Origin of the sequence: Micromonospora sp. NPDC006431 (assembly GCF_042870725.1) — a bacterium.
GTDB lineage: Bacteria > Actinomycetota > Actinomycetes > Mycobacteriales > Micromonosporaceae > Micromonospora.
The window spans coordinates 1-24,653 of record NZ_JBIAHQ010000006.1 but is presented as its reverse complement, the minus strand read 5'-3'; the positions used below and the strand labels follow the sequence as shown (position 1 = coordinate 24,653).

The 24,653-nt window shown below is 72.8% G+C and carries 24 protein-coding genes, 2 tRNA genes and 1 other RNA gene; 11 read left to right on the top strand and 16 right to left on the bottom strand.

Features of this window, described 5'->3' with window-relative positions; translation table 11 throughout:
• Positions 1-14 precede the first annotated feature (14 nt).
• The 5 genes from ACFYM6_RS13345 to ffs all read right to left on the bottom strand — a co-directional run bounded on the left by ACFYM6_RS13345 (position 15) and on the right by ffs (position 5,938).
• A complete protein-coding gene (locus tag ACFYM6_RS13345) occupies positions 15-1,685 on the bottom strand; it encodes an ABC transporter substrate-binding protein (RefSeq protein WP_387275130.1) in 1,671 nt (556 codons plus the stop codon).
• A gap of 373 nt (positions 1,686-2,058) precedes the next feature.
• Positions 2,059-2,652, bottom strand: coding sequence for a recombination mediator RecR (gene recR, locus ACFYM6_RS13340; protein WP_089004880.1), 594 nt, complete (start codon positions 2,650-2,652; stop codon positions 2,059-2,061).
• 8 nt (positions 2,653-2,660) lie between these two features.
• Positions 2,661-2,969: a YbaB/EbfC family nucleoid-associated protein gene (locus ACFYM6_RS13335; RefSeq protein ID WP_387275560.1), complete on the bottom strand. Its 309-nt coding sequence runs from the start codon at positions 2,967-2,969 to the stop codon at positions 2,661-2,663.
• Positions 2,970-3,077: 108 nt separating this feature from the next.
• Positions 3,078-5,741, bottom strand: coding sequence for a DNA polymerase III subunit gamma and tau (locus ACFYM6_RS13330; protein WP_387275128.1), 2,664 nt, complete (start codon positions 5,739-5,741; stop codon positions 3,078-3,080).
• Between the two features lie 107 nt (positions 5,742-5,848).
• An RNA gene (gene ffs, locus ACFYM6_RS13325) (signal recognition particle sRNA small type) lies at positions 5,849-5,938 on the bottom strand.
• 82 nt (positions 5,939-6,020) lie between these two features.
• Here ffs and ACFYM6_RS13320 point away from each other — a divergent pair.
• Positions 6,021-6,105 (top strand) — tRNA-Ser (locus tag ACFYM6_RS13320).
• Positions 6,106-6,185: 80 nt separating this feature from the next.
• Here ACFYM6_RS13320 and ACFYM6_RS13315 read toward each other — a convergent pair.
• On the bottom strand, positions 6,186-7,424 hold the full coding sequence (locus tag ACFYM6_RS13315; protein WP_387275127.1) for an MFS transporter: 1,239 nt from the start codon (positions 7,422-7,424) through the stop codon (positions 6,186-6,188).
• Positions 7,425-7,600: 176 nt separating this feature from the next.
• Between ACFYM6_RS13315 and ACFYM6_RS13310 the strand changes: the two genes are divergently transcribed.
• From ACFYM6_RS13310 to ACFYM6_RS13300, 3 genes are read left to right on the top strand one after another with little or no spacing between them, the layout of a single operon-like run.
• Entirely contained in the window at positions 7,601-8,122 is a 522-nt protein-coding gene (locus ACFYM6_RS13310; protein ID WP_387275125.1) for a helix-turn-helix domain-containing protein, read from the top strand.
• A 53-nt stretch (positions 8,123-8,175) separates the two neighbouring features.
• On the top strand, positions 8,176-8,790 hold the full coding sequence (locus ACFYM6_RS13305) for a hypothetical protein (protein WP_387275124.1): 615 nt from the start codon (positions 8,176-8,178) through the stop codon (positions 8,788-8,790).
• On the top strand, positions 8,787-8,978 hold the full coding sequence (locus ACFYM6_RS13300; protein WP_387275122.1) for a hypothetical protein: 192 nt from the start codon (positions 8,787-8,789) through the stop codon (positions 8,976-8,978). The genes ACFYM6_RS13305 and ACFYM6_RS13300 overlap by 4 nt, the downstream gene beginning before the upstream one ends.
• Positions 8,979-9,034: 56 nt before the next feature.
• Here ACFYM6_RS13300 and ACFYM6_RS13295 read toward each other — a convergent pair.
• Positions 9,035-9,124: transfer RNA gene (locus ACFYM6_RS13295), tRNA-Ser, on the bottom strand.
• A 75-nt stretch (positions 9,125-9,199) separates the two neighbouring features.
• Between ACFYM6_RS13295 and deoD the strand changes: the two genes are divergently transcribed.
• From deoD to ACFYM6_RS13280, 3 genes are all read left to right on the top strand, one after another.
• Positions 9,200-9,907, top strand: a complete 708-nt coding sequence (gene deoD, locus ACFYM6_RS13290; RefSeq protein ID WP_357439319.1) for a purine-nucleoside phosphorylase — start codon at positions 9,200-9,202, stop codon at positions 9,905-9,907.
• Positions 9,908-10,018: 111 nt separating this feature from the next.
• A complete protein-coding gene (locus tag ACFYM6_RS13285; RefSeq protein ID WP_387275119.1) occupies positions 10,019-10,654 on the top strand; it encodes a TetR/AcrR family transcriptional regulator in 636 nt (211 codons plus the stop codon).
• Positions 10,654-11,109, top strand: coding sequence for an acyl-CoA thioesterase (locus tag ACFYM6_RS13280; protein WP_387275117.1), 456 nt, complete (start codon positions 10,654-10,656; stop codon positions 11,107-11,109). The genes ACFYM6_RS13285 and ACFYM6_RS13280 overlap by 1 nt, the downstream gene beginning before the upstream one ends.
• A 47-nt stretch (positions 11,110-11,156) precedes the next feature.
• On the opposite strand, the gene ACFYM6_RS13275 is transcribed toward ACFYM6_RS13280, so the two are convergent.
• The 4 genes from ACFYM6_RS13275 to ACFYM6_RS13260 all read right to left on the bottom strand — a co-directional run bounded on the left by ACFYM6_RS13275 (position 11,157) and on the right by ACFYM6_RS13260 (position 13,069).
• The gene (locus tag ACFYM6_RS13275; protein WP_387275558.1) at positions 11,157-11,609 is read right to left on the bottom strand and encodes a nucleoside deaminase; all 453 of its coding nucleotides are present in this window, start codon (positions 11,607-11,609) and stop codon (positions 11,157-11,159) included.
• Between the two features lie 178 nt (positions 11,610-11,787).
• A complete protein-coding gene (locus ACFYM6_RS13270) occupies positions 11,788-12,315 on the bottom strand; it encodes a tRNA adenosine deaminase-associated protein (RefSeq protein WP_357439312.1) in 528 nt (175 codons plus the stop codon).
• Positions 12,316-12,433: 118 nt separating this feature from the next.
• Entirely contained in the window at positions 12,434-12,604 is a 171-nt protein-coding gene (locus ACFYM6_RS13265) for a hypothetical protein (RefSeq protein ID WP_357439310.1), read from the bottom strand.
• Positions 12,605-12,676: 72 nt separating this feature from the next.
• On the bottom strand, positions 12,677-13,069 hold the full coding sequence (locus tag ACFYM6_RS13260) for a hypothetical protein (protein WP_387275114.1): 393 nt from the start codon (positions 13,067-13,069) through the stop codon (positions 12,677-12,679).
• Positions 13,070-13,197: 128 nt separating this feature from the next.
• Between ACFYM6_RS13260 and ACFYM6_RS13255 the strand changes: the two genes are divergently transcribed.
• The gene (locus tag ACFYM6_RS13255; RefSeq protein WP_387275112.1) at positions 13,198-13,965 is read left to right on the top strand and encodes a M23 family metallopeptidase; all 768 of its coding nucleotides are present in this window, start codon (positions 13,198-13,200) and stop codon (positions 13,963-13,965) included.
• A gap of 69 nt (positions 13,966-14,034) precedes the next feature.
• Positions 14,035-15,105, top strand: coding sequence for a PHP domain-containing protein (locus ACFYM6_RS13250; RefSeq protein ID WP_387275110.1), 1,071 nt, complete (start codon positions 14,035-14,037; stop codon positions 15,103-15,105).
• A gap of 122 nt (positions 15,106-15,227) precedes the next feature.
• Here ACFYM6_RS13250 and ACFYM6_RS13245 read toward each other — a convergent pair whose 3' ends face one another.
• Positions 15,228-16,205 (bottom strand): DMT family transporter, encoded by a 978-nt coding sequence (locus ACFYM6_RS13245; RefSeq protein WP_387275109.1) that lies wholly within the window; start codon positions 16,203-16,205, stop codon positions 15,228-15,230.
• A gap of 156 nt (positions 16,206-16,361) precedes the next feature.
• Between ACFYM6_RS13245 and ACFYM6_RS13240 the strand changes: the two genes are divergently transcribed.
• Positions 16,362-18,032, top strand: coding sequence for a DUF885 domain-containing protein (locus tag ACFYM6_RS13240; protein ID WP_387275107.1), 1,671 nt, complete (start codon positions 16,362-16,364; stop codon positions 18,030-18,032).
• A gap of 65 nt (positions 18,033-18,097) precedes the next feature.
• Here the strand turns inward: ACFYM6_RS13240 and ACFYM6_RS13235 are convergent, their stop codons facing one another.
• From ACFYM6_RS13235 to nudC, 3 genes are all read right to left on the bottom strand, one after another.
• The gene (locus ACFYM6_RS13235; protein WP_387275105.1) at positions 18,098-19,699 is read right to left on the bottom strand and encodes a DUF6114 domain-containing protein; all 1,602 of its coding nucleotides are present in this window, start codon (positions 19,697-19,699) and stop codon (positions 18,098-18,100) included.
• A gap of 94 nt (positions 19,700-19,793) precedes the next feature.
• Complete coding sequence (locus ACFYM6_RS13230) at positions 19,794-20,414, bottom strand: DUF6230 family protein (RefSeq protein WP_387275103.1); 621 nt, start codon at positions 20,412-20,414, stop codon at positions 19,794-19,796.
• Positions 20,415-20,808: 394 nt separating this feature from the next.
• Complete coding sequence (gene nudC / locus ACFYM6_RS13225) at positions 20,809-21,732, bottom strand: NAD(+) diphosphatase (RefSeq protein WP_387275101.1); 924 nt, start codon at positions 21,730-21,732, stop codon at positions 20,809-20,811.
• Between the two features lie 176 nt (positions 21,733-21,908).
• On the opposite strand from nudC, the gene ACFYM6_RS13220 reads away from it, so the two are divergent.
• Positions 21,909-23,729, top strand: a complete 1,821-nt coding sequence (locus tag ACFYM6_RS13220) for a VanW family protein (protein WP_387275556.1) — start codon at positions 21,909-21,911, stop codon at positions 23,727-23,729.
• A 72-nt stretch (positions 23,730-23,801) separates the two neighbouring features.
• On the opposite strand, the gene ACFYM6_RS13215 is transcribed toward ACFYM6_RS13220, so the two are convergent.
• On the bottom strand, positions 23,802-24,428 hold the full coding sequence (locus tag ACFYM6_RS13215; RefSeq protein WP_387275099.1) for an NADPH-dependent F420 reductase: 627 nt from the start codon (positions 24,426-24,428) through the stop codon (positions 23,802-23,804).
• Positions 24,429-24,653 lie beyond the last annotated feature (225 nt).

Here is a 24,653-nt window from a genome sequence, read left to right as displayed (position 1 = left end):
CGTCAGTGGCGGTGTCAGCCGACGCTGACGCTGTTGAACCGCTCGTCGGTCAGCGGGCTGGCCACCATGCCCTTGACGTCCTTGGTGACCACGATGGCCGGCGGGGCGTGCCAGACCGGCACGGCCGGCAGCCACTTGGCGGCGATGTCACGGTTGACCTGCTCCCAGGCGGCCTTCTTGCCGGCCTCGTCGACCGTGCCGTCGGCCTTGGTGATGGCGTCGAACATCTCGGTCATCGCCTGGTCGCCGAACTCGACCTTGCCGCGGCCGAAGAACGTCCCGACGAAGTTGCCCGGGTCGTTGTAGTCACCGGTCCAGCCGAGGATGTGCAGGTCCTGCTTGCCGAAGGTCTGCACGTCGTCCTTGAAGCCACCGTTCCACGGGCGCGGCACACCGTTGACCTTGATGCCGACGGCCTGCAGGTCGTTGGCGAGGACGGTGAAGATCTCCTGCGGGTTCGGCATGTACGGCCGGGAGACGTCGGTCGGGTAGAAGAAGTTGAGCGTCAGACCCTCGGCGCCCGCCTCCTTGAGGAGCTGCTTGGCCTTGTCCGGGTTGTAGTCGTACTTCTGCACGTCCGGCGCGTAGCCGAGCACGGTGTCCGGCATGAACTCGTCGGCGACCTTGGTGCCACCCGGGCCCTTGGTCTGGACGAGCTGCTGACGGTTGAGGGCGTAGGCGATCGCCTGACGCACCCGCAGGTCCTTCAGCTTCGGGTTCTTCTGGTTGATGCCCAGGTAGAGGATGTTGAACGCCGGGCGGTTGATGACGTTGAAGCCCTCACCCTCCAGCGCCTTGCGGTCGGCCGGGGCCGGGAAGTCGATGCCCTGGACGGTGCCGGCCCGCAGCTCCTGCTTGCGGGTGTTCTCGTCCTTGATGACCTTGATGATCAGCTTGTCGACCTTGGCCTTGTCGCCGAAGTAGTCGGGGTTCCGGTTCAGGGTGATCTCGCCCTTGGCCTTGTCCCAGCCGCCGAAGGTGAACGGGCCGGTGCCGACCGGGTGCTCGTTGGCGAACGCGCCGTACTCGAAGGAGTCGCCGTTCTGCTTGACCGTGTCGGCGTCGTACTTCTTCAGCGCGTCCGGGCTGGCGATCGACAGCGAGGTCAGCGCGAAGGCACCGGGGAAGGCGCCCTTGTACTGGTTGAGGGTGAGGACGGCGGTGTTGTCGTCCTTGGCCTCGCACTTGTTGTAGAGCGCCTTGCCGGCGCCCTCAACCTCGTTGTTGGCGAAACCGCCGAAGACGTCCATGTAGTAGATCATGTTCGCCTGGGCCGCAGCGCCCTTCATGTTGTACCAGCGGTCGAAGTTGAAGCAGACCGCGGCGGCGTTGAAGGCGGTGCCGTCGTGGAACTTCACGCCCTTGCGGAGGTTGAAGGTCCAGACCTTGCCCTCGGCGTCGTGCTCCCAGCTCTCCGCCAGGCCGCCCACCAGGTCCGCCGTGCCCGGCTTGTGCGTGACCAGGGTGTCGAACATCTGCCGGATGGGACGGAAGGACTCGCCGTCGTCGTTGAAGATCGGGTCGAAGTTCTTCGGGTCACCGGCACCCGCGAAGACGAAGGTGCCGCCGGTCTTGGCCCCACCGCTCTCACCGTCGCGCTCGCTCTTGGCGCAGCCGGACGCCCCGACCGCCAGAGCGGCTGCGGCCGCGAGGGCCACAGCCGCTTTACGCCTGCTCGCCTGCATCTCTCACCTCTGTCATGCGCCTGTCCACGCCGAAGTTGTGGCTCAGTCCGTGTGCGGGAGGCTATGACACGACACACCGAAGCGGAACGCCCGTTAGGCAATCTCTATCAAGCCGACACCAAGCCGCCGGTCTGACAGAGACCTATCTCGCGACAAACAGGACTGTCACAGTCGTGAGCAGATGGTGGGATCGGGCGCATCGCTGCAAATCGCCCTGGCCGGCCAGCGACGCGCCGAACGGCACTCATCCCACATTCCGGTTACGGCACCATCGGTGCCGTCAAGCGGGTCAGCGGCCCGAGCGGGGCGGGGCCGGAGGCGTGGCGCCGGCCGGGCAGGCACCCGCCACCACCTCCGGGCCCGGAGCGGGCGCTCAGATCGCCCGACGCCCCTCGAACGCCCGGCCCAGGGTGATCTCGTCGGCGTATTCCAGGTCGCCGCCGACCGGCAGGCCGCTCGCCAGCCGGGTCACCGCGATGCCCATCGGCTTGACCATCAGCGCCAGGTACGTCGCGGTCGCCTCGCCCTCGGTGTTCGGGTCGGTGGCGAGGATCAGCTCGCGGACCGCGCCCCCGCCCAGCCGGGTCATCAGCTCACGGATCCGCAGGTTGTCCGGGCCGATCCCCTCCAGCGGGTTGATCGCCCCGCCCAGCACGTGGTAGCGACCGCGGAACTCGCCGGTCCGCTCGATCGCCACCACGTCCTTCGGCTCCTCCACCACGCAGAGCACCTCATCGGTACGCCGCGGATCCCGGCAGATCCGGCACTGCTCCGACTCGGCCACGTTGAAGCAGGTGGTGCAGAACCGCACCAGCTCCTTGACCTTGCGCAGTGCACCGGCCAGCCGGTTGACGTCCGCCGGATCCGCCGACAGGACGTGGAACGCGATCCGCTGGGCGCTCTTCGGGCCCACGCCCGGCAGCCGGCCCAGCTCGTCGATCAGGTCCTGGATGGCACCCTCGTACATCTGCCGGCTCAGAACCCGGGCAGGCCGAGGCCGCCCATCCCGCCCGCGACCGGGCCCATCTTCTGCTCGGTCAGCTCCCGGGCCGCCTCGGCGGCGTTGTGCACCGCGGCGACGACCAGGTCCTCCAGCGTCTCCACGTCCTCCGGGTCGACCGCCTTGGGGTCGATCTTGATCGCCTTCAGCTCACCGCTGCCGGCGACGGTGGCGGTGACCAGGCCACCGCCCGCGGTGCCGGTCAGCTCCGCCTCGGCCAGCTCGGCCTGAGCCTTGGCGATCTGCTGCTGCATCTTCTGCGCCTGCTTCAGCATCTGCTGCATGTTCGGCTGTCCACCTGGGCGCACGGATGGCTCCTTCTCGCACTCGTCTGTTCGGCCGCGCCCAGCCTAGTCGGGCGGCGGCACTGCTCCTCGGCGGTCGACCCGCGCTCAGCGCGCGTCCACCTCATCGATCTTCTCGGCGCCGAACGCCTCCCGGAGCAACTGCACCGCCTGCTCCTCGCTGGACTGCCGGGCGGTCCGCTCGTCGATCACGTCGTCCAGCGGCTCGTCGCCGGGATCGAAGCCCTCGTAGACGGGGGCGGCGGTCGTTGCGCGCACACCCGCCGGCCCGTCGTAGTCCGGGTCGTAAGGCGGCTCCCCCGCCCAGTCGGCGTCCGCGGTCTTCGGGGCCGCCTGCGCCGCACGCGGTCCCTTCCCCGGCCCACCACCCGCCGCGGCCGCCGCGGCCGCCCGGGCCGCCGCGATCGCGCTGCTCGCCGGAGCGCCGCCGGCCGCACCCGCCGCGGGCTGCGGCGGCGCCGTGGGCGGACCGGCCGGCCTGGGTACGGCGGGAGCCGCCGGCACCGTGCTCGTGGCGCCCCCCGGCCGGGCCGGCTCGGGCCAGTCGTCCCCACCGGCGGCGGTCGTGGCACCGCCGGGGCGGGCGGCCGCCGGCCAGTCCTCCTCGGCGCCGCCCAGCCGGGCCGGCTCGGGCCAGTCCTCGTCGTCGCCGCCGGCCTCGGTCGCGCCGCCGGCCCGGGCGCCCGCCTCCCGGGCCGCTCCGGCCGGGGCGGCACCGGCTCCGTTCCGCGCACCGCCCGCCGGGGCATCGCCGGCACTCGGAACGCCGCCGGACGGACCGGCAGCGGTCGGGGCACCCGTACCCGCCGGACCGGCGGACCGAGCCGTCGGACCACCGCCCGGACCCGCCGAGCCGCCGGACCGGCTTGCCTGAGCACCGGCCGGACCATCGGGCGCCGGTCGGGTGGCGGCGGGGCGCGCCGGGCCACCGAGCGAGGCGGCGCCCCGCTCACCGGCCACCTCGCAGCGGATCTGCCAGCGGCCACCCAGCTCCTCGTAGAGCGCGTCGGTGAGCACCGCCGCGTGGTCGGCCATCATCCTGGCCAGCACCGTCGACTTCACCGTCAGCACCAGCGTGTCGCCGTCCAGCTCGCGGACCACCGCATCGCGCATCAGGGCCGCGATCCGCTTGTTGGTCCGGTTGACCTTGCCGACCACCTCGGGCCAGACCCGGCGTACGGCGACGGCGTCCAGCGCGCCGGCCGGGGCGGAGCCGGGCCGCGGCGGCTCGGGGGTGGCCGGGTCGGACATCACCGCCGCGGTCGGCACCGGACGGCGGGCGGGGCCTCCGGACGCCGGAGCACCCGAGGCCGAGCCGCCGGATGACGGGCCACCGGCGGCGGGGGCCGTCGGGGTGCCGGCAGCCGGGTCGGTCGCGCCCGGAGCGGTCGCGGACCGGGTACCGGCGGCCGCGGCAGCGGCCCGCGCGGCGGCCACCCCGGACGAGGCGCCGGCAGCCGCCGGCGGGCCGGCGGTCTCCGGGTCGGGCGCGGCGGCAGCCGCGGCCGGGGCGGGAGGCTCGGGGCGTACCTCGGGGGCGGGGGCGACTGGCGCGGGGCCGGCGGCGGCCGGCGGCAGCTCGGCGCCACCCAGGGTGAGCCGGCGCTCCATCCGTTCCAGCCGCTGGAGCAGGCCACCGGTGGAGTCGTCCACGCCGGGCAGCAGCATCCGGGCACAGATCAGCTCCAGCACCAGCCGGGGCGCGGTGGTGCCGCGCATCTCGACCAGGCCGTTGTGCACGATGTCGGCGCACCGGGACAGGGTCGCCGGGCCGAGCCGCTGGGCCTGGGCGGCCATCCGCTCGATCTGATCCGAGGGGCCGTCGATCAGGCCCTTGGCGGCGGCGTCCGGCACCTGCTGCATGACGATCAGGTCGCGCAGCCGTTCCAGCAGGTCCGAGGCGAACCGGCGCGGGTCGTGGCCGGCTTCGGCGACCCGGTCGACGGTGGCGTACGCGGCGGCGCCGTCGCCGGCGGCGAGCGCGTCGCACATCTCGTCGATCAACGCGGAGTCGGTGACGCCGAGCAGCGCGGCCGCCCGGGCGTAGCTGACCCCCTCCGAGCCGGCGCCCGCGATGAGCTGGTCGAGCACGGAAAGGCTGTCCCGGGCGCTGCCGCCACCGGCGCGCACCACCAGCGGGAAGACCGCCGGCTCGACCTTCACCCCCTCGGCCTCGCAGAGCTGCTCCAGATAGGGCCGCAGCACCTTCGGCGGCATCAGCCGGAACGGGTAGTGGTGGGTCCGCGACTTGATGGTGCCGAGGACCTTCTCCGGCTCGGTCGTGGCGAAGATGAACTTGACGTACTCCGGGGGCTCCTCGACCAGCTTGAGCAGGGCGTTGAAGCCCGCCGACGAGACCATGTGCGCCTCGTCGATGACATAGATCTTGAAGCGGCTTCGGGCCGGGGCGAAGAACGCCTTCTCCCGCAGCTCGCGGGCGTCGTCAACGCCACCGTGGCTGGCCGCGTCGATCTCGATGACGTCGATCGAGCCGGCGCCGTCGGTGGCCAGCGAGCGACAGGACTCACACTGGCCGCAGGGCTCGGGCGTGGGGCCCTGCTCACAGTTGAGCGAGCGGGCCAGGATCCGGGCGCTTGAGGTCTTGCCGCAGCCCCGGGGGCCGGAGAAGAGGTACGCGTGGTTCAGCCGCCCGCTGCGCAGCGCCTGCGACAGCGGCTCGGTGACGTGCTCCTGGCCGATGACCTCGGCGAACGTACGGGGCCGGTATTTGCGGTAAAGGGCCAATGCCACCCGTCCCGCCTCCTCTCGACCGAGCCATTCTGCGCCGGTCGGGCGCGGGTGACCAACCACCACCCCGTGACCTGACCCGCAGGGACGTTACCGGCACCCGGAGACAGAAAGGCCTCCCGTGCACCCGGCAGAGCCCGCTTATCCTTGCTGCCTTCCGGCCCTGGGGAGGTTCACGAGGTACCGCCGCACGGGAGGTACCACCAAGCGTACCCGACTCCGGGTCGATCTTCAGGGGGTGGTGGGGTGGCCCGCCCGGCGGAGACCTGTATCCTGGCTCGCGGAGGATTCGCCTAGAGGCCTAGGGCGCACGCTTGGAAAGCGTGTTGGGTTCACACCCTCACGAGTTCGAATCTCGTATCCTCCGCCGTCGACGCAAGGGCCGGCCCCGCACAGGGCCGGCCCTTGGTCTTTCTCCCGGCCAAGCGGGCCGCTCCGTGACCGCCGTCAGCTCCGCTCGGCCACGGCGGCGGGCACCGCGGTCAGCGGGCCGGGTGCCGGGGCCGCCGGACGGCCGCCGCGCAGCGCCCAGCCGGCGACCAGCAGCGCGCCGGCCGCCGCCCCCAGCAGGATCGCCCGGTGGTCGACCAGCACCAGCAGGCCGGCGGCGGCCAGGACGGCGACCGTGCCGGGGCCGAAGGTGAGCGTGTTGACCGTGGCGGCGACCCGGCCGACCAGCGCGCCCGGGGTCTCCCGCTGCACGGCGGTCCAGACGGTGATCAGCACCAGTGGCACCCCGACCCCGACGGCCAGGGTGCCGACGGCCACCGGGACGAGGGCGGGCACGGCGCGCAGCGCCAGACCGACGGCGAACACCGCGACCGCCGTCGCGGTCAGCCGCCGGTCACCGAGGCGGCGTAGCAGCGCCCCGGCGGCCAGCCCGCCGACCAGCGACCCCACGCCCTGCACCATGGCGAGCACGCCGTTGAACTCCGGCGGTCGGTGCAGGCCGTCGTCCACCACGGCGTACGCGACGGCGCCGTTGATGCCCATCAGCAGCATGGTCGCGCCGGCGCAGGCGACGAGGTGCCGCAGTGGGCCGTGCCGGCGTAGGTGCCCCAGCCCGTCGGCGAGCTGCCGGCCCCAGCGCTCGGGCGGGGGCGGGGGCGCCTCGCGTACCCGGATCAGGGTGAGCGCGAGCGCGGCGAGGGCGAAGGTGGCCACGTCGAGCAGCACCACCGGGTGCCCCCCGTACGCGGCGAACAGGGCCGCGCCGATCAGCGGGGCGAGCAGCTTCATCCCCTCGTTGACGGTCATCCGCAGCCCGTTGAAGTCGCCCAGCAGCTCGCCGGGAACCACCGCGGGCACCAGCGCCGCCTCGGCGGAGTCGATCAGCACGAAGCTGACCCCGTACGCGAGCATCACCACGAAGATCAGCCAGACCCGGGCGGCGGAGTCCACCAGCAGCAGCACCGGCAGCAGCGCCGCCATCGCGACGTGCAGGGCGATCAGCAGGGGCCGGCGACGGAACCGATCGGCCAGCACGCCGATCAGCGGGCCGACCAGGGTGGGCCCCCAGAGGCCGAGGGTGACCAGACCGGCCAGGCTGCTCGATCCGGTCAGCTCCTTCACCCAGATCGCGGCCACCAGCAGCATTGCCGCCGTGCCGAACCCGGAAACCAGCACGGCGCCCAGATACAGGCCGGCCGGACGGTTGCGCAGCACCCTTGCCGTACCCCAGCTCATGCCACCACCTCGCGGCGCTCGGCGCCGGCCTGCGGCACCACCGCCCCGCACCGCCGATTCGCTCGCTGACGCTCACTCATGGCACCTCCCCCGGGCAGCCCGATCCTGGCCGCCCACCACTCCCAAGTCAATGCTTGGGGGTCGCTGCGGCCACCCGATGCGGTTCAATGGCGGCCGTGAGCAGCACCGATCCTCGCCTGCGCGCGCTGGCCCACCCGGTACGACTGCGGATGCTGTCGCTGATGTGGAGCGCGCCGCTCTCCGCCGCGGCGCTCGCCCGGGAACTGGCCATCTCGCACGCCCTGGCCAGCCAGCACCTGCGTCGGCTGGAGGCCGCCGGCCTGGTGGAACTGGCCGACGTCCGCAGCCGGCGCGGCGGCCGGGAGCGCCGCTACCGCGCGGTACGCGGCCCGTGGCTCACCGACCAGCGGGAGGGGCAGGCGCTGCTCGCCGAGTCGCTGGCCCGCAACCTGCTGGACCGGGTGGCACACCGGGCCCCGGACGCGGCCGGCGTGACCATCGACGCCGAACTCTGGGTCGACCCGGAGGAGTGGGAGGCGGCCCGGCGCCGGCTGCACGCGATCATGACCGAACTGCACGACGCGGCCCGACCTCCACACGCCCCCGGTACGGTCCGGGTGGGCGCCACGATGATGGCCTTCCCGATGACCGAGACCCCGCCGCCCACGGCAGACTGACCACGCGTCGTACACATGTTCTATCCACAGCCTGTGGACGCCGAGAGGATCGGATGAGTTACCAGCTCAGCGCGGTCGTCGCCGATGTCGAGCTGCTCCGCGAGCAGACCGCCGACCTGGACCACGCGGTCCTCGCCGCGCTCCGCCAGGACTTCGCGCTGCTGCCGGTCACCCCGCAGCTCGTGACGGAGCTGACCGGCGAGCTGCCCGACTTCTGCACCGACGAGCCGTCCGCGTCGCAGCCGTTCCAGCTCGTCCTCTCGCCGCTCGTCGCCGAGATGCTGGCGGGGTGGTCGCGGCAGGGACCGGTGGCGTACCTGGAGGCGGAGTTCGCCGGCGGCCTGGGCCACCAGTCGGCGGTGGTCTGGCTGGGCGGCGCGATCAACTGGGGTCCGTGCTTCGACGGCACCCTCGACGGGCCCCGCGCGGGGTGGCCGATCAACGCGGCGCTCGCCCGGCTGGGTGCCGAGCCGGGGCCCTGGATCGACCCGTTCGCCGAGCTGGGCCTGCACCTGGAGCGCGACACGGCCGGCTGGCTGGCGCACGGCCGGCGCGGCCTGTCCGCCGACTACTGGGACGACCTGGCCGAGGAGTGGGAACTGCGGCAATCCGAGCAGCACCAGCAACCGCCGCGCCCCGGTCCCGTTGGGGACTGGGGGAGTGCATGAGACTGCGACAGTTCGGATTCATCGCCGCGTTGATGGCGGCCGCCTCGATCGCCGGCAGCGGCGTCCGTCCACAGGGGCTGGATGTGCCCGCCCGCCCCGTCGGGGCCGCCGAGGTGGTCGGGCTCGACGGGCTGCACAATGCGGATTGGGCCCGCCACCTCTTCGACGAGGGCTACGGCCCATGCTGAGCAAATTGTCGGTAAGTACGACGAAGCGCCCGGGATGTCCCGGGCGCTTCCTCCGTTGGCGGTGGCGGCGGGATTTGAACCCGCGGAGGGCGTAAACCCTCACACGCTTTCGAGGCGTGCTCCTTAGGCCACTCGGACACACCACCGCCGAGTAGGGTACAGGACCCCGGGTCCGGACGCCGAACCGGTATCCCCGGGCCCGGCCTGGCAGGATCTTTGCCATGAGTACGCACATCGGCGCTGAGCCGGGAGAGATCGCCGAGCGGGTCCTGATGCCGGGCGACCCGCTGCGGGCCAAGTGGATCGCGGAGACCTACCTCGAGGAGGCCCGCTGCTACACGACGGTCCGCGGCATGCTGGGCTTCACCGGCCGCTGGAACGGCGTCGAGGTCTCCGTCCAGGGCTCCGGCATGGGCATGCCCTCGGCCTCCATCTACGCCCATGAACTGATCAACGAGTACGGCGTGAAGACGCTGATCCGGGTCGGCTCCTGCGGTGCCCTCCGCGAGGACCTCCAGCTGCGGGACGTGGTCGCCGCCATCGGCTCGTCCACCGACTCGAACATGAACCGGATGCGCTTCGACGGGCTGATCGACTACGCCCCGGTCGCCGACTTCGGGCTGCTGCGTACCTCGGTCGAGGTGGCCGAGCGGCGCGGCATCACCATGCACGTCGGCCCGATCCTGGCGGCGGACGCCTTCTACACCGACCGCCCGGACCTCTACGACACGCTGGCCGACTACGGCGTGCTGGCGGTGGAGATGGAGTCCGCGGCGCTCTACACGATCGCGGCCCGGTTCAACGCACGCGCGCTGACCATCCTCACCGTCAGCGACCACATCAAGACCGGCGAGAAGACCACCTCCGCCGAGCGCGAGCAGACCTTCAGCCAGATGGTCGAGATCGCCCTCGACACCGCCATCGCCTGACGGTCCGGAATCCTGCGCCGCCCCGCTCGCCGACTCCGGCGGCGGGGCGGCGGCGTTCCAGGTCACAAAAATAAATACGACCGGTCGTGCTTTTTTCGGTACGCTGCCCGCATGACCTCCGACGGCCGGGTCGCCCGCGGCGACCGCACCCGGACCGCCGTGCTGGACGCCGCCGTGTCCCTGGCCACCGAGGCCGGCCTCGACGGCCTCTCCCTCGGCCAGCTCGCCGGCACGCTCGGGGTGAGCAAGTCCGGCCTGTTCGCGCACTGGCGCTCCAAGGAGGCCCTGCAGCTCGCCACCGTCGACCGGGCGGTGGTGCAGTGGCAGGAGCGGATCATCGCCCCGGCCCTGCGTGCCCCCCGGGGCGTCCGCCGGATCTCGGCGCTGCACGACGCCCGGATCGACTTCTACGCCGCCCGGGTGCTCCCCGGCGGTTGCTTCTTCGCCACTACGGAGTTCGAGTACAACGCCCGCCCCGGCCCGGTACGGGACCGGATCGCCGAGGCGTTCCGCCGCTGGACCGCCTTCCTCGAACGCCTCGTCCAGGAGGCGGTCGACCTCGGCGAGCTGCCCGCCGACGTCGACGTCCCGCAGCTGGCCTACGAGATCGACGCGCTCGGCATCAGCGCCGTGATGCGGTCCCGGCTGCTGGACCCGGACGCCGCCTACCGGCACGCCCGCCAGGGCCTGCTGAGCCGCCTGCGGGCCCTGTGCCCCGAACCCACCCTGCTACCGGAAGGCCCCTGATGAGCGACCCCACCGCCGCGCCGTACGGCCACGTCGAGCACGTCCCGGTCCACTTCGACGACCTCGACGCCCTCGGCATCCTGCACAACGCCCGGTACGCGGTGCTGCTGGAACGCGCCCTCACCCCGTACTGGGCCGAGCGCGGCGTGTCCTTCCAGGGCGGGCGGCACAGCTCCCCCGACGTGTTCCACGCGGTACGCGAGTTCACCATCACCTACCGGGCCCCGATCAGCGGGACCGGACCGGTGGCGGTGCACTTCTGGCTCGAACACTTCGGCACCACCAGCGCGCGGTACGCCTTCCAGTTCCGCTCGGTCGACGGCCACACCCTGTACGCCGAGGGCACCCGCGCCATCGTCCGGCTCGACCCGGCGACCATGCGCCCCACCGCGTGGACCGAGGCCGCGCGGACGATCGCCGCGACCCTCCTCCGTCCGGCCCCGGTGCCCGCCTGACGCCGGGGCAGGGGGGACAGTGCAGGGCAGGGGACAGCGCGGGGCGGTCAGCGGAAGAAGGCGCGCAGCAGCGCGGCGCTCTCCGCCTCGAGCACCCCGCCGTACACCTCCGGGCGGTGGGTGAGGCGGCGGTCGCGCAGCACGTCCCAGAGCGAGCCGACCGCCCCCGTCTTCGGCTCCCACGCGCCGAAGACCACCGTCGAGATCCGGGCCAGTGAGATCGCGCCGGCGCACATCGTGCACGGCTCCAGCGTCACCACCAGGGTGCAGTCCTCCAGCCGCCAGCGGCCCAGCCGCTCGGCGGCCCGCCGCAGCGCCAGCACCTCGGCGTGCGCGGTCGGATCCCCGCTCAGCTCCCGCTCGTTACGCCCGACGGCCAGTTCGGCGCCGTCCGGGCCGTAGACGACCGCACCGACCGGGACGTCCTCGACCACGGCGTCGGCGCCCTCCGCCGGGCCGCTGTCGGGGCCGGTCACCGCGACCTCCAGCGCCCGGCGCATCCACAGCTCGTGCCGCTGCCGGCGGCCCCCGCCGCCGGGATCGGCCAGGCCCTCGTCCGCGCCCGGGCCGACCCGGCCCAGCCGGCCGGGGGTCGGCTGCCCGGGGCGTACGGTCTCCAGCGCCGGGTCGGTGGCGTCGGCCGGCTCCGCGGCACCGGGCACCACCGGCTCGGGCGGCTCAGACCTCACGCAGCTCCTCGACCTCGTCCGCGCAGCCCAGCACCTGGCAGATCTCGGCGGTGATGTCGGCCGGCATCATTCCCTCGTGGGCGCAGAGCGAGAGCAACTTCTGTGCCGAGATGCCCAGGTCGGCCAGGAGGTCCGCGTCGCCCACCGGGTCCGCCTCCGGGTCCACCGCCGGCTGCTCGTTCTCGTCGTCGCCGCCGGTGGCCGCCCGCGGTTCTTCGGTGTCCTCCAGGCCGGTGACCGAGGTCTTCAGGTCGCCGACCAGCAGGGCGCCGAGCCGGGACTCCTCCGCGTACGCCGAGTCGGAGCCGAAGACGCGCAGGTCCTCACCCTCGTCGAGGCGCAGGATGACCAGGTAGGTGTCGTCGGCCTCGACGAAGAGCAGCGACAGGTCGGCGTCCGGCTCGACGTCGCGCAGCCGCTCGGCGACGTCGTCGATGTCGGTGACACCCCGCAGGTTCACCTCGTCGGCGGTCCATCCGCCGTCGACTCGTGCCACGGCAGCAGCGAAGTACGACACGGTCCCCCCAAATTGGCCTCGGCAGCACGCCGACTCGTCACGCGTGCACGTTAACCGGTCGGGTCGGCAGGCGACCGGTCAACGCCCCGAAGGGCCGGCCGTTCCTGGAGAAAGTCGGTCAGCCGGCGATGCGCCGGCGGGTGGCGATGAGCTGACGCAGGTGCTCGGTGCGGACCCGCTGCGGCCGCTCGCGCTGACGTGCCGTGCGGGCACCGGCCAACTCGGCGAGGAGTTGCAGGCGACGGCGGCTCCGGTCGGGGTCGAGCCGCGGCGGGGTGGTCCAGGCCATACCGCGAGGGTGAACCGTCACCACGCGTACGTCAAGCCGGTCTTCGCTGCGCAGCGAACCGTTCACCGCTGGTCACCAGAGCGGCCAGTCCCCGCTCTGCGCCCAGCGGACCGCGACGACGGCCGCCGCGATGCTCCACCCGCCCGCCGTGACGATCGCCACCCCGGCCGCCACCCCGCGGTCGCCGTAGCGGACCAGCACGGCGGCGGCCAGCCAGGCCAGCCCGCCGGCGACCAGCGTCCACCACGCGTAGCTGGGCACGTCGTGGCCGAGCAGGCCGAACAGGAGCAGCCAGGCGAAGGCGGTCACCGCGCCGGCCGAGACGCCGCCGCCGGTGATCGGGTACGGCTCGCGCCAGGTGGGCCGCATCGGCGCCCCGGCGGGGAAGAGCCCCGACGGGGTACGCGCCGGCGGATGGACCTGGCCCGGACCGGGCTGACCGGATACGGCGGGCCACCCGTTCATCGCCCCTGCTCCCTTCACGGTCCGTAGACCTACATAGGTACGGCGGCGGGACTCCGCTCGCCCCCGCACGGACGCGCACCGGGGTCTCGCCGTTCGTTCCTACCGTAGTGCTCTGTCAGGATGGCCGGATGCGCTCGCGATCGATCGGACGCCGACCGGGGTCGGCGTATCCGATCCTGCTGCTGCTCGTACCGGCCCTGGTCGCCGGGTGCGGTCCCGCCGACCGCCCGACGCCGGCCGGGGGGACCGCGTGGCAGAGCCCGAGCGTCACCGCCTCGGCGCTGCCGTCCCCGGCGCTGACCACCCCCGCGCCGGCCACTCCCACGCCTTCCGCCCCGTCGGCCACGCCGACCCGGTCCGACCCGCGGCACGTCTTCCCGGTCCGCGCGGACAACGTCGCCTACCACCCGACCCACTCGGCGTACCCGGGGACGGACATCTTCGCCGACTGCGGCGAGCCGGTCGTCGCGGTCACCGACGGCGTGATCCTCGAGGTGAGCCGGGTGGACCGGTTCGACAAGCGGGGCCCGCGCGGGCCGTACAACGGTGGCCTCTCGGTCGCGCTGCTCGGCGACGACGGCGTCCGCTACTACGGCTCACACCTGAGCGCCATCGCCACCGGCGTCGACCCGGGCGTACGCGTCCGCGCCGGCCAGGCCCTCGGCAAGGTCGGGCGCACCGGCAACGCCAACAACGTGTGCCACCTGCACTTCGGCCTCTCGCCCAAGTGCCAGGGCCACGACGACTGGTGGATCCGGCGGGGCGTGATCTGGCCGGCCCCGTATCTGAACTCGTGGCGGAAGGGGGGCAACCGCGGGCCGGCCGCCGAGGTGGTCGCCTGGCAGCGCAAGCACGGCTGCCCGAAGGAGCCCACCACGACCGGCGGTGCCGGGTGACCGACGTCCACTCCCGGCACTCCGCGACCCACCCGGCGACCGGCGGCGCGGGCGCGTAGGTTGCAGGGCATGACTGCCCGGGATCCCATCGCCGACCTGCGCCGGATCGCGTTCCTGCTGGAGAAGGCGAACGAGGCCACCTACCGGGTCCGGGCGTTCCGGTCGGCGGCCAAGGCGCTCGGCGCCCTGCCCGCCGGGGAGGTGGCCGAACGCGCGCGCAGCGGCAAGCTCACCGAGCTGAGCGGGGTCGGCGACGTCACCGCCCGCTGCGTGGTCGAGTCGCTGGCCGGCGAGGAACCGGTCTACCTGCGGCGGCTGGTCGCCACCGAGGGGACCGACCTGGACGAGGCGGCCGCCGCGCTGCGGGACGCGCTGCGCGGCGACTGCCACACCCACTCCGACTGGTCCGACGGCGGTTCACCGATCGAGGAGATGGCCCTCGCCGCGGTCGAGCTGGGGCACGAATATCTGGTGCTGACCGACCACTCGCCCCGGCTGACGGTGGCCCGGGGACTCACCGCCGAGCGGCTGCGCCGGCAGCTCGACCACGTGGCCGCGGTCAACGAGGCGCTGCCGAAGGGCTTCCGCATCCTCACCGGCATCGAGGTGGACATCCTCGCGGACGGGTCGCTGGACCAGGACGAGGAGCTGCTGGCCCGCCTCGACGTGGTGGTCGGCTCGGTGCACAGCGGCCTCAACGACGACCGGGCGAAGATGACCCGGCGGATGCTCACCGCGATCGCCAACCCGCACCTGGACATCCTCGGTCACTGCACCGGGCGGATGGTGTCGTCCCGGCCGGCCGGGGTGACCGGGCCGGGCGACCGGGGACACCGGGCGCGTACCCGCAAGGAGAGCGACTTCGACGCGGACGCCGTCTTCGCGGCCTGCGCGGAGCACGGCGTCGCCGTCGAGATCAACTCCCGGCCGGAGCGGCAGGACCCGCCCAAGCGGCTGATCCGCCGCGCCCTGGAGGCCGGCTGCTGGTTCGCCGTCAACACCGACGCGCACGCCCCCGGCCAGCTCGACTGGCAGCGGTTCGGCTGCGAGCGCGCGGCCCTCTGCGGCGTCCCGCCGAACCGGGTGGTCAACACCTGGAAGGCGGACCGCCTGGTCAAGTGGGCCCACACCCGCCGCTGACGCAGCCCGCTTCCGGACGCCACCCGCATCGGCGACCCAGCGGCATCCTCGGTGCCCGCACACCACCACCTCGCCGATCTGCCGGCTCCCGAGGCGGCTCAGCGGCGGCCCCGGGCGCCGGCTCAGCGGTGCGCGGCGGCCTCGGCGGCCGGCGCGGCCGCGGCGCCGACCAGCGAGCGCGACCGGGGTCGGCCCAGCATCCCCTGCGCGACCGCCACGCCGAGCAGCACGACCAGCGCACCCACCGGCTGGTGCCAGTTCATCCGCTCGCCGAGCACCAGCGCGCCGACCAGCACCGCGAAGACCGGGATCAGGTACGTGACGGTGGACGCGGTGCTCGCCCCGGCGAGCCGGATGTTGCGCAGGTTGATCACGAAGGCCAGCCCGGTGCCGAGCGCGCCGAGCGCCAGCACGCTGGCGACCACCCGGGCGGACAGGCCGGTCGGCACCGGCGGCACCCCGGCCACCAGGGGCGCGACCACCGCGAGCTGCGCCGTCGCGACCAGCAGCTGCGCCGCCGACAGCGACACACCGGAGTACGCGCTCCCCGCGATGAACTTCTTCTGGTACGGGATGGCCACGCCGTAGCAGGCCGCCGCCCCGAGGCACATGAGCTGGCCGGTGAAGTGCGACCCGCCCACGCCCTCCCAGACGCCGAGCACCACCAGCACGCCGGCGAAGCCCAGCCCCAGCCCGACGGCCCGCCGCACGGTCAGCCGCTCGGTACGGAACACCAGCACCGCCAGCGGCAGCACGATCAGCGGCGTGGTGGCGTTCCAGATGCCGGCGAGCATCGACTCCACCCGCTGCTCGCCGAAGCCGAACAGGGTGAACGGCAGGGCGACGCCGAAGGCGGCGACCACGAACAGATGCGCCCAGACCCGAGGCTCCCGGGGCAGCCGGTCGCGCAGCACGGCCAGCACGACCAGCAGCGTCGCCGCGCCGGTCGCGACCCGGTAGAGGGTGAGGTGCAGCGGGTGCAGCTCGCTGACCCCCACCTTGATGAAGAGGAAGCTGGAACCCCAGATCACGCCGAGCGCGAGGAAACCGGGCAGCCAGCTACGGAGTGCCGCCCGGTCAGGAGTCAAATGCACTGTCACCCCTGACACTCTGCCGGAGGGGTACGACGAAGTCCCGCGAAAATCGGACCCCGTGTCGACCGTCACGGCAGCCCTCCGGCAACAGCCCCGCCGAACCATCGTGAACACGGCAAACACCGTCGACAACCGGGTGCCACCGTCACGTAGGGTCGCAGCGTGGGACGAATCGATGACCTCGCCAACCGGTACGTGGCCGACTGGGCCCCGCTGACCCCGACCGGCGCCACCTACGTCGGCATCGCCGGCTACGACGACCAGCTCGACGACCTCACCCCGGAGGGGTACGCGGCCCGCGCCGACCTGGTCCGGCGCACCCTGGCAGATCTCGACGTGACCGAGCCGGACTCGGAGGCCGAGCGGACCGCCAGGGAGGCCATGCAGGAGCGGCTCGGGCTGGAACTCGCCCGCTACGAGGCGGGCGAGAGCAGCAGCGAGATCAACGTGATCGCCAGCGGGCTGCACGAGATCCGGATGGTCTTCGACCTCATGCCGACCGAGGGCGACGACGCGAAGGCCAACATCGCCGCCCGGCTCAACCGCTTCGCCGGCGCGCTGGAGGGTTACAAGCGCACGCTGCGCGAGGCGGCCGCGGCCGGCCACGTCAGCTCGCAGGTGCAGCTGGTCGAGGTCGCCAAGCAGTGCGACGTGTGGACCGACCCGAACGGCGACAACTTCTTCCACGGCCTGGCCGAGCGGCTCGGGGCCGACGGCACGCTCGGCGCCGAGCTGCGCAAGGGTGCCGCCGCGGCGACCGCCGCCACCGCCGAGTTCGGGCAGTTCCTCCGGAACGAGCTGGCCCCGCAGGGCCGGCAGAAGCAGGCCGCCGGGCGGGAACGGTACGAGCTGGCCTCGCAGTACTTCCTCGGTGCCAAGGTCGACCTCGACGAGACGTACGCCTGGGGCTTCGCGGAGCTGGCCCGCCTGGAGTCCGAGATGCGGGCGGTGGCCGCCCGGATCGTCGGCCCGGGGGCGACCATCGACGACGCGGTGCAGGCGCTGGACTCAGACCCGGCGCGGACCATCAAGGGCAAGGAGGCCTTCCGGGACTGGATGCAGGCGCTCGCCGACAAGGCGATCAGCGAGCTGCACGGCACCCATTTCGACATCCCCGAGCAGGTCCGCCGGATCGAGTGCTGCCTCGCCCCGACCAGCGACGGCGCCATCTACTACACCGGCCCGAGCGAGGACTTCTCCCGGCCGGGCCGAATGTGGTGGGCGGTGCCGCAGGGCATCACCGACTTCTCCACCTGGCGCGAGGTGACCACCGTCTACCACGAGGGCGTGCCGGGCCACCACCTGCAGGTCGCCCAGACCGCCGTCCGCGCCGACCTGCTCAACCGCTGGCAGCGGCTGCTCTGCTGGGTCTCCGGGCACGGTGAGGGCTGGGCGCTCTACTCGGAGCGGCTGATGGACGAGCTGGGCTACCTGGAGGACCCGGGCGACAAGCTCGGCATGCTCGACGGGCAGGCGTTCCGCGCGGCCCGGGTGATCGTCGACATCGGCATGCACCTGGAACTGGAGATCCCGCGGGACAATCCGTTCGGCTTCCACCCGGGCGAGCGCTGGACCCCGGAGCTGGGCTGGGAGTTCATGCGGGCGCACTGCCGGGTGCCGGACGAGAACCTGCGCTTCGAGCTCAACCGCTACCTGGGCTGGCCGGGGCAGGCCCCCTCGTACAAGGTGGGCGAGCGGATCTGGCTCCAGGCCCGGGAGGAGGCGAAGGCCCGCAACGGTGCCGACTTCGATCTCAAGGAGTTCCACCGGCAGGCGCTCGACCTGGGCGCGCTGGGGCTCGACCCGCTGCGCCGGGCGCTGGCCCGGCTCTGAGCGGACCGGCGGCCGGGTGTCGGAGGGTTCCTCCGGCGCCCGGCCGCTTCGCGTACTCGGCGGGCTCAGGCCAGGTGGAGCTTGAGGGTCGGCTTGGCGGTGAGCACGTTGCTGTCGACGAACGCCAGGTCGATCACCGGGTCGGTGAAGGTGATCGGCACCGGCGAGGTGATCGGGAGGCCGTCCGGGAGCGGCAGGTCCGGCGTGAGGGTGACCCGGATGCCGAGGAGCCGCCCGGAGAACCGGGTGGCGTAGAAGGCGACGTCGCCCTCCACGGTGAGCCGGTCGGTGACGTACCGCAACGTCTTGCCGGACGGCCCGTCGGCCTGGAGGACGAAGTCGTCCGTCACGCCCTTGTCCATGGTGAACTTCAGCGCCTTGAGCGTGCCGTCGTGTGTGGGCAGGTCGACGATCCCCTCGAAGCGCAGCCCGGTCATGGTCACCTGGGAGCCGGTGAGCTTGGACGGTTTGGCGGCGACGCGGGGCTGCCCCGGCTCGGCGGCGATTCGGGGCAACGGGGTCTCGACCGGCTTCGGCTTGGTCGGTGCCGGACTGGCACACGGATCGGCGCCCGGCCTGGTGGGCGCGCCGGGCTTGGCCGAGGGGCTGCTGCTCGGCGTCGGCGCCGCGCTGGTGGTGCTCTCGATGGGGGTGGGGCCGGTCGTGGTCTCGGTCGGCAGCGGCTCCGCGGCGGCGGCCGCCGTGCTGGCCGGCTGCGGCGCGGGCGGGGGTTCCGTGCCGGCGCCACCGGGGTCCCCGCCGGTGAGGAGGCCGGTGATGCCGTCGATGATGTTGGTCAGCAGGTTGCCGTCCGGCCTCTTCCTCGCCGCCAGGGGATTCGGGCTGGCCGAGGCGGACGCGGAGGCCGTCGGGCTCGGCACCGGCGAGCTGGCGGTCGGGCAGGCGGCCGGCGCGGCCAGCGCCGGCTGCTCGCCGCGGAGCGCGAGCAGGCCGACCGTGGAGACGGTGGCGAGCACCAGCAGGATTCCGTACAGCTTCGGGTCGCGGTGGCCGGAGCCGGGCGGCGGCCCCGCCGGGTCGACCACCGGCAGCATCCGGGTGCTGTCCGCGCCCGCCCCGGCCTCCCGCTCCGCCGTGGTCGACTCGCGCAGGGGGTTGTACGGCTGCGGAAGCGTGTCGGTGAGCGGCCCGGTGGTCTCCTCCTCCCGCTGCCGGGGCAGCAGCTCGTCAAGGAGGGCCCGCTCGTCCTCGACGTCGTCGGCGTCCTGCGGCTTGTCGTCGACGGCCGGTCCGGGCTGCTCGATGCCGGCCGCCGGGCGGCCGGGCACCCAGGCGAAGCCGAGCGCGGCACCCGAGATGCCGAGCAGCATGCCGATGAAGAAGCCGCCGAGGTTGACCCCGATCAGCGAGTAGACCGCCGTCACCGCCGCGACGACCGAGTAGAAGATCCGCTGCTGCGGGGTGAACCACATGAGCAGACCGCAGACCACCAGGATGGTGGGGATCAGCCAGGCGAGGAAGCCGGTCGGCCCCATCTTCAGCGTGAGGCCGGCCAGGTTCGCCTGGGTGGTGCCGAAGATCTCCGCTCCGGCGAGCACGGTGAACAGGCCGCCCCAGAAGGGCCGGCTCCGCCGCCAGCGCCGGAAGCTGCGCCAGGCCCGGGTGACCCGGCCGGGTCGGGCGTGCTGCGCGTCCGCGGTCGTCACGTACTCCTCCTACGAACGGTGCGGTGATACGAGGGGATTGCCGAACACGACGGGAGGTCCGCGGAGGACGCCCTCCGCGGACCTCCCGGTCCGATCAGGAGAAGCACTCCTTGCCAGCGGCGTCGCCGAACGCGTGCACCTTCAGCTTCAGGCCCGTCAGCTTGAAGGTGCCGGCCGTGGTGTAGCGGGCGACCTGCTCCAGCCCGGTGATGGTCACGTGCTCCGAACTCTGGCCGAACGAACCCTCCTGGGCGGCCGCGCTCAGGTCGGTGGCGTCCTGGCCGATCTTGATCTTGGTGAACGTCGCATCGCCCGCGAGCGAGTCCATCGCGATCAGCATGCCGTCCGCAGTCGCGGGCTGCCTGCCACCGCCGGCCTCGATCCGGAGCACGACGGGCAGACCGGGCACGCTCGCGTTGACCGACTGGCAGAGGTTGTACAGATCCGCGTGGCCAATCTCGGAGATCGCGACCGGCCGCGGCACGGGGTTGCCCTTCTCGTACACGACGCCGCCGTACTGCTTGAAGCCGTCGCCCTCGAGCCGGGTCGCGCCAACCTTGAACGCCTTGCCGGACACGGTGATGTTGGCGGCGATGGCGCCGTTGGCCATGCCGAAGACGATGCCGCCGGCGACGGCCGCGGCCGGGACCGCCAGCACGGCGAAGCGACGCCAGCGGGTGCCGCCACGCAGCTGGCGGTCTTCCGAATCCTTCACGGGGCCCTCCTCGAAGGGGATGACGTCACCGATCGCGGGACGCGACTCGGGACAAGGGGAAAGCGTGGGGCGCTTGCGGATGCCGTTGTGCCGACGGACCGCGCGGTTACGCGGATGGATGCTCTCGCGAAGCGACAGAGCTCACAAGTACCTAGCTACTGACTGGTAACAGGCCGGGAATATCAAGATCGCCTGTGGTTACCGGCGGTTAACATCCGGATGGCGATGAGCCGCGGGCAAACCATCGCGATTACGACACCACGGCAGAGGGGTCTCACCTGCGGTAGCGACCACCGGTCTTCGTCACAGTTCGGTAACGGACGGCTGGCAAACCGCTGAGGATGACGAGTCCATCACCCGTCCGGCGGGCACCGACGGACCGTCCGGCGCACGGTCAGCTCCGCCCGTTCAGCCACGATTCCAACAGATGGTGGTCGATTGAGTCGATTCGGCCCAGCGGACGCCCCTGCGCCACTCGCGCCCGCAGTTCCCCCCGGCTGAACCAGCGGGCCGCCACCAACTCCTCGCCGTCGACCCGGAGGTCGGTCGAGGCCGCCGTGGCCCGGAACCCGACCATCAGCCCCGCGGGGAACGGCCAGGCCTGCGACCCGTGGTAGGCCACGTCGACGACGCTCACCCCGGCCTCCTCGGCCAGTTCCCGGCGGACCGCGTCCTCCAGGCTCTCGCCGATCTCCACGAAGCCGGCCAGCGTCGACCAGGAGTCCTCCGCCGCGCCGCGGTGCCGGGCCAGCAGGCACCGATCGGGGTCCCCGGGCGCCTCCACCAGCACGATGACCGCCGGTTCGATCCGCGGAAAGAGCAGCCGACCACAGTCGGGGCCGGTGCAGGAGCGGACGTGCCCGCCGTCCCGGGCCGCAGCCGTCGCCCCGCAGCCCCCGCAGTACCGCTGGCCCCGGTGCCAGTGCAGCAGCCCCTTGGCGTACGCCTGCACGGCCGCCTCGGCCGGCGTCAGGCCGCCCACCAGGGCCCGGACGTCCACCGTCTCGGCCGCCCCGGCCAGCTCCAGCGCCTCCGGCTCGGTCCGGCCGGAGAGGTCCACGGCGAAGACCGCCCGCCCCGCGTCCAGCCCGAGAAAGACCGTCTCGTCGGCGGCGGCGCACAGCCTTGCGGCGTCGACGGCGGCGCGCCGCACCGGCGCCCGATCCGCCGAGACCAGGCAGCGGTCCCGCCAGAACGGCAACAGCACGCTCTCCCGGTCGGCCAGCCGCGCGTCGATCCACTCCGGGTCGGCCCGCAGCGCCCCCGCCCGGTCCAGCCACCCGCCGCCGTACGCCAGAGCCTGCTCATCGGTCCGCACCCGCCCACCGTCCCACGGCCCGCTCCGGCATGGCACGCCGGGTGGTCGTGACCACCGCGACACGCTTTCCCGCGCCCCGCGACGGCGGACTCCCCGACCGGCTCGGCGTTGGTTACCGTAGGTGTCTTCCGGGTGGGGGAAGCGGCCCCCACGTGGTTTTCGTGATCGAGGTTCCTGTGACGCTGTACGGCGAAAAACTGCCGCCCGCCGACGACCGGCCCACCGTGCGGGTCACCGCGGTGAACTGGCCGGACGACGGGTCGGAACCCACTGTCGCGTCGACACCCGAGCCGCCCGAGGGCCGCCGGCGGTCCCGCCGGGGACGGCTGCTGCTGGCCGGCGGGATCGTCGCGGCCGTGCTCGCCGCCGGCACCGGTCTCGGCGCCTACGCGTACGCCGGGGACGTGCCCCGGGGCACCACGGTCCTCGGCGCCGAGTTGGGTGGCCGGAGCCGCGCCGAGGCGGTCCGGGCGCTGCGGGCCGAGCTGGACCGCCGGTCGGCGACACTGAACGCCCCGCTCACCGTCACGGTCGGCGAGAAGAGCGTCGAGGTGAAGCCAGCCGACGTCGGGCTCGCGATCGACGTGGACGCCACCGTGGCGGCGGCGGCCGCCGCCGAGGCGCACCCGGTGAGCCGCCTCGTCGGCTCCCGTACGGTCGACCCGGTGGTCACCGTCGACGCCGCTCGACTGGACGCCGCGCTGCAGAAGGCGAAGGGGGACCAGGGCCGGGAGATGATCATGCCGGCCATCATCTTCACCGGCACCACCCCGAAGCCCGTCTACCCGAAGCCGGCGCTCACGGTGGATTCGGCCGGCGCGGTCGACGTGGTGAAGGCGGGCTGGCTCGCCGGCAAGCCGGTGACCGTGCCGCTGGTCGAGAAGTGGCCGGCGACCACCCGCGAGGAGGTCGACCGGCTCGTCGCCGAGCTGGCCAAGCCCGCGGTGGCGGCCCCCGTCATGCTCACCACCGGCCGGGGTTCGGTCACCATCCCGCCCGCTGCCATCGCCAGCGGCCTGCGCTTCTCGGCCGACGACGCGGGCAAGCTGACCCCGCGGGTGGACGTCAAGCGGCTGCGTGCCGCCCTCGGCGACCGGCTGGCGAAGATCGAGGTCGAGCCGAAGGACGCCGGCCTGACCATCAGCGGCGGCAAGCCGAAGGTGATCCCCGGCCGGTCCGGGCAGCAGGTCGACTCGGCCACGCTCGGCCGGGAGCTGCTCGCCGTCCTACCGAAGGCGGACGGCCGGACGGTGACCGCCGAGCTGAAGCCGGCCGAGCCGGAGCTGACCGAGGCGAAGCTCGCCGAGCTGGGCATCAAGGAGCGGGTCTCCACCTTCACCACCCGGTTCCCCGGCGGCCTCTCCTCGCCGCGCAGCCAGAACATCGTCCAGGCGGCCAAGGACGTCGACGGCACGATCGTGAAGCCGGGCGAGACGTTCTCGCTCAACGGCCACACCGGCGAGCGCGGCTACGACCAGGGCTACCAGGACGCGCCGACCATCGTGAACGGCAAGCTGGTGCCGGGCGTCGGCGGCGGCGTATCGCAGTTCACCACGACGCTGTTCAACGCGACCTACTACGCCGGCCTGGAGGACGTCGAGCACAAGCCGCACTCGTTCTACTTCAGCCGGTACCCGGCGGTGATCGAGTCGACCATCTTTTGGCCGCAGCTGGACTTCAAGTTCCGCAACAACACCCAGTACGGCGTCCTCATCGACACGTCCTACACCGCGAGCACGATCACCGTGTCGATCTGGAGCACCAAGATCTACGACAGCGTCACCACCGAGTACGGCCCCCGCCGCGACATCACCCAGCCGAAGACGGTCTACCTGGACCCCGGCCCCAAGTGCATCGCCGCCGCGGGCAGCGTGGGCTTCGCCCAGGACGCGTACCGGGTCATCAAGAAGGACGGCAAGGTCATCAAGCGGGAGAAGTTCAGCTGGCGCTACGACCCCGAGCCGCGCTTCATCTGCGCCCCGAAGCCGGCCGACTGACGCCCGTCGAGGTCAGGCACGAAGATGCCCCGCCGGCTCGGTCGCCGGCGGGGCATTTCTGTTGAGTACGCGTCAGGGCCGTGCCTCGGCCAACCCCTGCCGGACGCCGTCCGCGTCCCGGTCGGTCCCGTAGACGGGGGAGCCGGGCTGCTGCCGCCAGCTCTCGTCGAGCGAGCCGGCATCGACCGGCTCGAAGCCCAACTCGTCCACCAGTTGCATGACCAGCCGCTTGGCGTCCGGGTCGTCCCCGGCCACCGGCAGGCCGATCCGGTCCGGCGAGCCGGCCGGCCGGCCGTTGTCCATCAGGTGCGCGGCCTGGATGTTGTTGAAGACCTTCACTACCCGGGCGCCCTTGAGGTGCTCGGCGGTCCATCGGCTGGAGCTGAGGCTCCGGTCGAGCAGCTCCGCGATGTCACCGTCCCGCTGGGGGTAGTAGTTGTTCGCGTCGGCGACCAGGGCGCCGTCGAAGAGTTCCGCCGGCAGGTCCGGTACGACCTTGACCGGCACGGCGATGACGACGAGGTCCGCCCCTTGCACGGTCTCCTCCAGCGTGCCCGCCATGGCACCGGTCTCCGTCGCCAGGTCGGTCAGGCTCTGCGGCCCGCGCGAGTTGGTCACGACCACGTCGTGCCCCAGTGCGCGCAGGCGACGGGTGAGGGTGCCACCGATGTGGCCCGAGCCGACGATTCCGATCCGCATGACCACTCCTGCCCCTTCGCCGGCGTCCGGCGGTCAGTTTCCGGTCCCGTTCCGACGGTACGAGACCCGACCGCTGGTACGCGTGGATTCACCGAAGCTCAGACGTGGCGAGCAGGGCCGGAAACGCAGCCAGGGTCACCCGAATTCGGGTGACCCTGACTGGAAAGATTGTCCGGCGGTGTCCTACTCTCCCACACCCTCCCGAGTGCAGTACCATCGGCGCTG